The organism is Longimicrobium sp. (genome assembly GCF_036387355.1).
Lineage (GTDB): Bacteria > Gemmatimonadota > Gemmatimonadetes > Longimicrobiales > Longimicrobiaceae > Longimicrobium.
On record NZ_DASVTX010000006.1, the window covers coordinates 1 to 5,562 of the forward strand.

Consider the following 5,562-nt stretch of genomic DNA (forward strand, 5'->3'; position numbering starts at 1 on the left):
GCCGTTGTTGCGGCGACTTCAGTCGCTCAGCATCGCCAATGGCCGCGCCGAACTGCGCAGCCCACACCGAACCAGCCGCCGAATGCAGGTGAAGTCCCCCCGTCCGTTTGGGGGGACTTTCCGTCGTTGTTGCGGCGATTCATCCGCTCAGCCTGCCCCGGGGCCCCACTCACTTGCCGTCACGCGCGCACCCTCGTCTCCATCATCCACTCCCGCGCGCGCTGCCCTCGCGGCTTCCCCGCCCTTGCGCCCGCGCGGCGGGGGCCGGTAGCATCCACCAGCCCCTGACAGGAGAGATCGCCCATGCGCGTCCTGATCGCGCTCGCGCTGCCGGTGCTGGCGGCCTGCGCCAGCCCCGCCCCGCGCGACGAACCCGCGGGCGCCACGCCGCCCGCGTCCGGCGCACCCGCGGCCCAGCCCGCCGCGCCATCGCCCACGCCCAACGCCGGAGCCGGCCAGGTGACCCTCGACTTCAGGCCCGGCACCGGCAAGGCCGGCGGCGACCAGAACGCCACCGCGCAGGGCGCCGCGGGCAGCATGGAGCTCAGCGGCACCATGAGCACGCCCAACCCGTGCTACAAGCTCACGGGCGAATTGGCCGGGCAGAACACCCGCGAACTGCGCATCCGCGTCGTCGGGCGGCCGGACCCGGACATGATGTGCATCCAGGCCATCGGCTCCGTGCCGTACACCGCCACGGTGCGCGGCATGCAGCCCGGCACGTACAGCCTCACCATCGTCCACACCTATCCGGAATCCGGGTGGGACGAGGCCACGGTGCTGCAGACGCAGGTGCAGGTCCGCTGACCATCCCCTTTCGCCATCGCCCGCACGTGACCCTGCCCCGCCTCGCCGTCGTTCCGCTCGCCGCGGCCCTGCTGGCCGGCGCCGCCGCCGCGCAGCAGCCCGTCCCCGCGCCGCCGGGGAGCACGGACGCTTTCGTGCTCCCCGCCACGCCCGCGCCGGCGCCCATCCAGGCGCGCGAGTTCGCGGAGCGGCGCCGCGCGCTGGCGGCCCGCATGGAGGACGGCGTGCTCGTGGTGCTCGGCACGGGCGAGCCGGAGACGGACTACACGCCCTTTGCGCAGAACTCGCCCTTCCGCTGGCTGACGGGGGTGAACGAGCCGGGCGCGGCGCTGGTGATCAGCAAGCGGGGCGGCGCGGTGAGCGAGCGGCTGTTCGTGCTGCCGCGCAACCCCGCGCGCGAGGTGTGGGAAGGGCCGCGGCTTGGGGCGGAGCGGGCGGGCCGGCTCGCGGGGATCCCGGCGTCCACGGCGGACTCCTTGGATGCGCACCTGGAGCCCCTGCTGCGCGCGGCCCGCAGGCTGTACACCCTCGCCCCGCTCGGCCCGGACGGCAGCCGCGCCGCGTTTCTGCGCGTGGACCAGCAGTACGTGCAGGCGCTGCGCGCGCGCCATCCCAACCTGGCCGAGGTGCGCGACCTGAGCGCCGCCGCCTTTGCCCTGCGCGCCACCAAGAGCCCGGCGGAGCTGGACATGCTCCGGCGCGCCGTCCTCATCACCACGCTCGCCCAGCGCGAGGCCATGCGCGCGGTGGAGCCGGGGATGAACGAGTTCGAGATCCAGGCGCTCATCGAGGGCACCTTTCGCCGCTACGGGGCGGAGCGCCCGGGCTTTGGCAGCATCGTGGGATCGGGGCCCAACAGCACCACCCTGCACTACCGCACCGCCGACCGCTTCATGCAGGCGGGCGAAACGCTGGTGATGGACATCGGCGCCTCGTACAACGGCTACACGGCGGACGTGACGCGCACCGTTCCCGTCAACGGACGGTTCACGCCGGAGCAGCGGGAGATCTACTCCCTGGTGCTGGAGGCGCAGAAGGCGGCGGAGCGCGAGGCCCGCCCCGGCGTGCCCATCACCCGTCTGGACGAGGTGGCCGCGGAGGTACTGGCGCGGGGACTGGCGCGGCTGGGGCTCATCCAGTCCCCCTCGGCCACGTACGACTGCGGCCAGCCGGCGCCGTGCCCGCAGGTACAGCTGTTCTACATGCACGGCATCGGGCACGGCATCGGGCTGGACGTGCACGATCCGGACGCCTCGTACCCCAATCTCGGCGGCGGATTCCGGGTGGGGAGCGCGTTCACCATCGAGCCGGGGATCTACGTCCGCGCCGACGCGCTGGACTATCTGCCGGACACGCCGCGCAACCGGAGCCTGCGCGCGCGGCTTGCCCCCGCCGTCCAGAAGTACCGCAACATCGGCGTGCGCATCGAGGACGACTACTTCTTTTCCGAGCGCGGGCTGGAGCGGGTGAGCGCCGGCGCGCCGCGCGAGATCGCGGAGATCGAGGCGCAGATGGCGCTGGAGGGATCGTGGAACCGCGAGCGCCGCCCCGAGGTGGTGGAGTGGTACCGCAGAGCCGTTCCCGCCGCGCCCTGAGCCCCGCATAAACCAGCCCGCACCCCGCCGCGAGCCGGACGAGCCGAGCGAGTGGCCCCACATTCTGCTGTGCGCCCAGGTGGGGTACTGCGGCTCGCGCCTGCTGCTGGAGACGTACTGGCTCGTAAGCCGGGGCAGCACCCTGTACGCGCAGATGGCGTTCTCGGTGGCGCTGGCCCTGCTCGCGATCGTGGGCCTCTTCAACGAAACGCGCTGGGCATTCCCCGCCGCGGCCGGCCTGCTGAGCGCGGACGTCGTTCCGGGTCGCCCTGTTCGCAAGGAACGGCCACTGGGCGAACCTGTTCTACGCGGTTGGCGACGCGGTGGCGCTCTGGTACCGGTTCACCCGGCCGGACATCCACGCCGCCGCTCGCCCGGCGGAGTCCGCGCGGCCGGCCCCGGTGCAGACCGCGCCCGTGACACCGCGGGCGACGCGCACGATGGACGTGCCCGCCGCACCGGCTGTGGCCCCGCCCGAAGCGCGCGACGCGGCGATGCGCGCCATCCACCACCACATCTCCGCGGTGGGCGGCGGGTCGCTCGCGCGGCCGGAGGACGTACGGCGGATCGCGGCGGAGCACGGCGTCACCCTCCCGCAGCTTCGCCGGGAGGCGGCGGCGATGTACGGGGCGTTTCAGCGCCATTACGCGCCGCACGGGGCGCTGTCGCCCGAGGCCGCCTGGGAGATGGACGCACTGGCGCGCCTGCTGGAGCTTCCCGCGGGCCCCGGCGCCTCCGTCCGCTGAAAACGCCGTCGACTGATCGCGCGGGCACGCCGAGCCGCGCTTCCCCTCTTCTCCATCTGATTGCCGATGAACAAGATCCGCCGCCCCCGGGCACGCACGGGCGGAGCGCGCGCGTGAGCCGGTTCCGCTACTTCGGGGGGATCGACTGGTCCGGCGCCAGGGAGCCGCTGTCGAACCTGTGGACCGCCGTGGGCGAGGAACGCGATGGCAAGCTGTGCATCGTGGCGCTCTGCCCGCAGCCGTTCCGCGCGGACGTGGGCTCGTACGTGGCAGACGGATGGCGGCGGCACACGGGCGCGCCGGAGGGCGAGCCCATCCTGTGGGGCGCCGACTTTCCGTTCGGCCTCCCCGCCGCCGCACTGTCGACGATCGAGGGCTTGAAGGAGCGGTCGTGGCGCGGAATGGCGTCGTGGGTGGCGGACCGGCCGCCGGAGGAGATCCGCGCGGGGATGGAAAGCCTGCACAAGACCCCGCGCGGCACCGACACGGGCGGCGCCATGGCCCCGCTGGACCTGCGGCTCTACAAGCAGACGCTGGAGGGCATCCGCTCGCTCTGGGAGCTGATCGACGAAGCGGACGTTTCCCTCCTCCCCGTCGCGCCGAAGGCGGACGCGCCGACGGTGATGATCGAGGTGTATCCCAGCGGCGCCGTGAAGGACCTGGGGATCAAGGGTTCGCGCGTGCCCTCGCGCCCGGGAGAGGTGCGCGCGCGCCCGGCGGCGCTGCGGCCCTTCTTTTCCTTCGATCATCCCTCCATGGAAGCCGCCGCGTGCACGCTGGAGGATGCGCGCGACGCCTGCCTGGCCTGCGCCGTCGCCTGGCTGTGCCGCGACGACCTTGACCAGCCGTTCCGCCTGAATCGAATCCCGCGCATTCTCCTGGAGCTGGAAGGGTGGATCTACCGCCCCCCCGCCGCCCTGGGGTGAGGGCGCACCGCACCGTGCGGGAGTGGCCCACTGGCGGGCGCGCCTGAGGCGCCCGATGGAGGCCAGGGCTGAGCGGATGAATCCGCCGCAACAACGACGGAAAGTCCCCCCGAACGGACGGGGGGACTTCACCTGCATTCGGCGGCTGGTTCGGTGTGGGCTGCGCAGTTCGGCGCGGCCATTGGCGATGCTGAGCGACTGAAGTCGCCGCAACAACGGCTGAAAGCCTCACGATACTGCCGAGAGGCTGCTCTGCCGCGTGCGATGAGGTCGGTGCCGAACGCCGCCCGTGAGCGGAGGTCTCCCTTTCTCCCGCGACGGCGGGGGAGAGGGCCGGGGAGAGGGGGCCTCTCCGACCGCGCCCGCACTTTCCGAAGCGCACCGATCCGCCGTTCTCCCCTCTGCGTGCGGCAGTTTGCACGGGGAGGGGCCGGGGGACGGGCGCGCCGCGGCTCTCCACACGCCCCCGGCAGCGGGCACACACCATTCATCTCACCCGCAAACCAATCACGCACCAGGCGCCGCAACCTGCGCGCGCCTCTGCCGCGCACGCATCATCATCCGCCCGTACACGAAGCCGTTCACCGCGACCACGAAGAGGCCGATCCCGATCTGCAGCCCGCGCGTAAGGCCGGCCGGGTAGAGCACGGAGATGATGTAGTGCTCCAGGAAGCCGCCCTGGTAGCCCGCCTCGCCGCCCATCCGCCGCAGCGCGTTCTCCAGGGGCGTCAGCGGGCAGATCCATCCCCCGAACATGATCAGCGCGCCCCACGCAGCCACGGGAACGTGCACCCAGCGCAGCCGCGGCCAGCGCAGCACCAGCAGCGCGCCCACGCCCGCGAAGATCGCAAAGCAGAGGTGAAACACCAGCAGCGCGTCGGCCAACCAGCGGTAGATCACGCGGAATCTCTCCATCCGGGGATCGAAAAAGAGGGCGCCGCGCGGGGGAGGATGATCCCCGGCGCGGCGCCCCGTACTACACCCGGGAGCGTGCCCCCGGTCAGGCGGGGACGCCGGCAGCCGGCACCGCCACCCGCAGGTCCTTGCGGATGATCTTGCCGATGGGGCTCTTGGGCAGGTCGTCGCGGAACTCCACCTGCCGCGGCACCTTGTACGCCGCCAGCGACGCGCGGCAGTGCGCCGTGAGCGCCTCGGAGGTGAGCGACGGGTCCTTCTTGACCACGAACGCCTTCACCGCTTCGCCGCTGTGCTCGTCCGGCACCCCGATGACCGCGGCCTCGCGCACGCCGGGGTGCGCGGCGATGACCTCTTCCACCTCGTTGGGATACACGTTGAAGCCGCTGACCAGGATCATGTCCTTCTTGCGGTCCACGATCTTCACGTAGCCGTCGTCGTCCATCTCGGCCACGTCGCCGGTGAACAGCCACCCGTCGCGCAGCACCTTGGCCGACTCTTCCGGCCGCTCCCAGTAGCCCAGCATCACCTGGTCGCCGCGCACCAGCAGCTCGCCCGGCGTGCCGCTGGGAA

6 protein-coding genes are annotated in these 5,562 nt (G+C 72.5%); 4 read left to right on the forward strand and 2 right to left on the reverse strand.

Annotated elements, in window-relative coordinates; all coding sequences use genetic code 11:
* Positions 1-303 precede the first annotated feature (303 nt).
* The 4 genes from VF665_RS00330 to VF665_RS00345 all read left to right on the forward strand — a co-directional run bounded on the left by VF665_RS00330 (position 304) and on the right by VF665_RS00345 (position 4,074).
* A complete protein-coding gene (locus tag VF665_RS00330) occupies positions 304-807 on the forward strand; it encodes a hypothetical protein (RefSeq protein WP_331051403.1) in 504 nt (167 codons plus the stop codon).
* 26 nt (positions 808-833) lie between these two features.
* Positions 834-2,402 (forward strand): aminopeptidase P family protein, encoded by a 1,569-nt coding sequence (locus tag VF665_RS00335; RefSeq protein ID WP_331051404.1) that lies wholly within the window; start codon positions 834-836, stop codon positions 2,400-2,402.
* A gap of 323 nt (positions 2,403-2,725) precedes the next feature.
* Positions 2,726-3,148, forward strand: a complete 423-nt coding sequence (locus tag VF665_RS00340; RefSeq protein WP_331051405.1) for a hypothetical protein — start codon at positions 2,726-2,728, stop codon at positions 3,146-3,148.
* 113 nt (positions 3,149-3,261) lie between these two features.
* Positions 3,262-4,074, forward strand: coding sequence for a DUF429 domain-containing protein (locus VF665_RS00345; protein ID WP_331051406.1), 813 nt, complete (start codon positions 3,262-3,264; stop codon positions 4,072-4,074).
* Between the two features lie 507 nt (positions 4,075-4,581).
* Here the strand turns inward: VF665_RS00345 and VF665_RS00350 are convergent.
* Together VF665_RS00350 and VF665_RS00355 are read right to left on the reverse strand one after the other, a co-directional pair.
* Positions 4,582-4,989: a DUF2784 domain-containing protein gene (locus tag VF665_RS00350; protein WP_331051407.1), complete on the reverse strand. Its 408-nt coding sequence runs from the start codon at positions 4,987-4,989 to the stop codon at positions 4,582-4,584.
* An 85-nt stretch (positions 4,990-5,074) separates the two neighbouring features.
* Positions 5,075-5,562, reverse strand: a 488-nt coding sequence (locus VF665_RS00355) for an AMP-binding enzyme (protein WP_414677869.1), incomplete at its 5' end; no start/stop codon positions are given.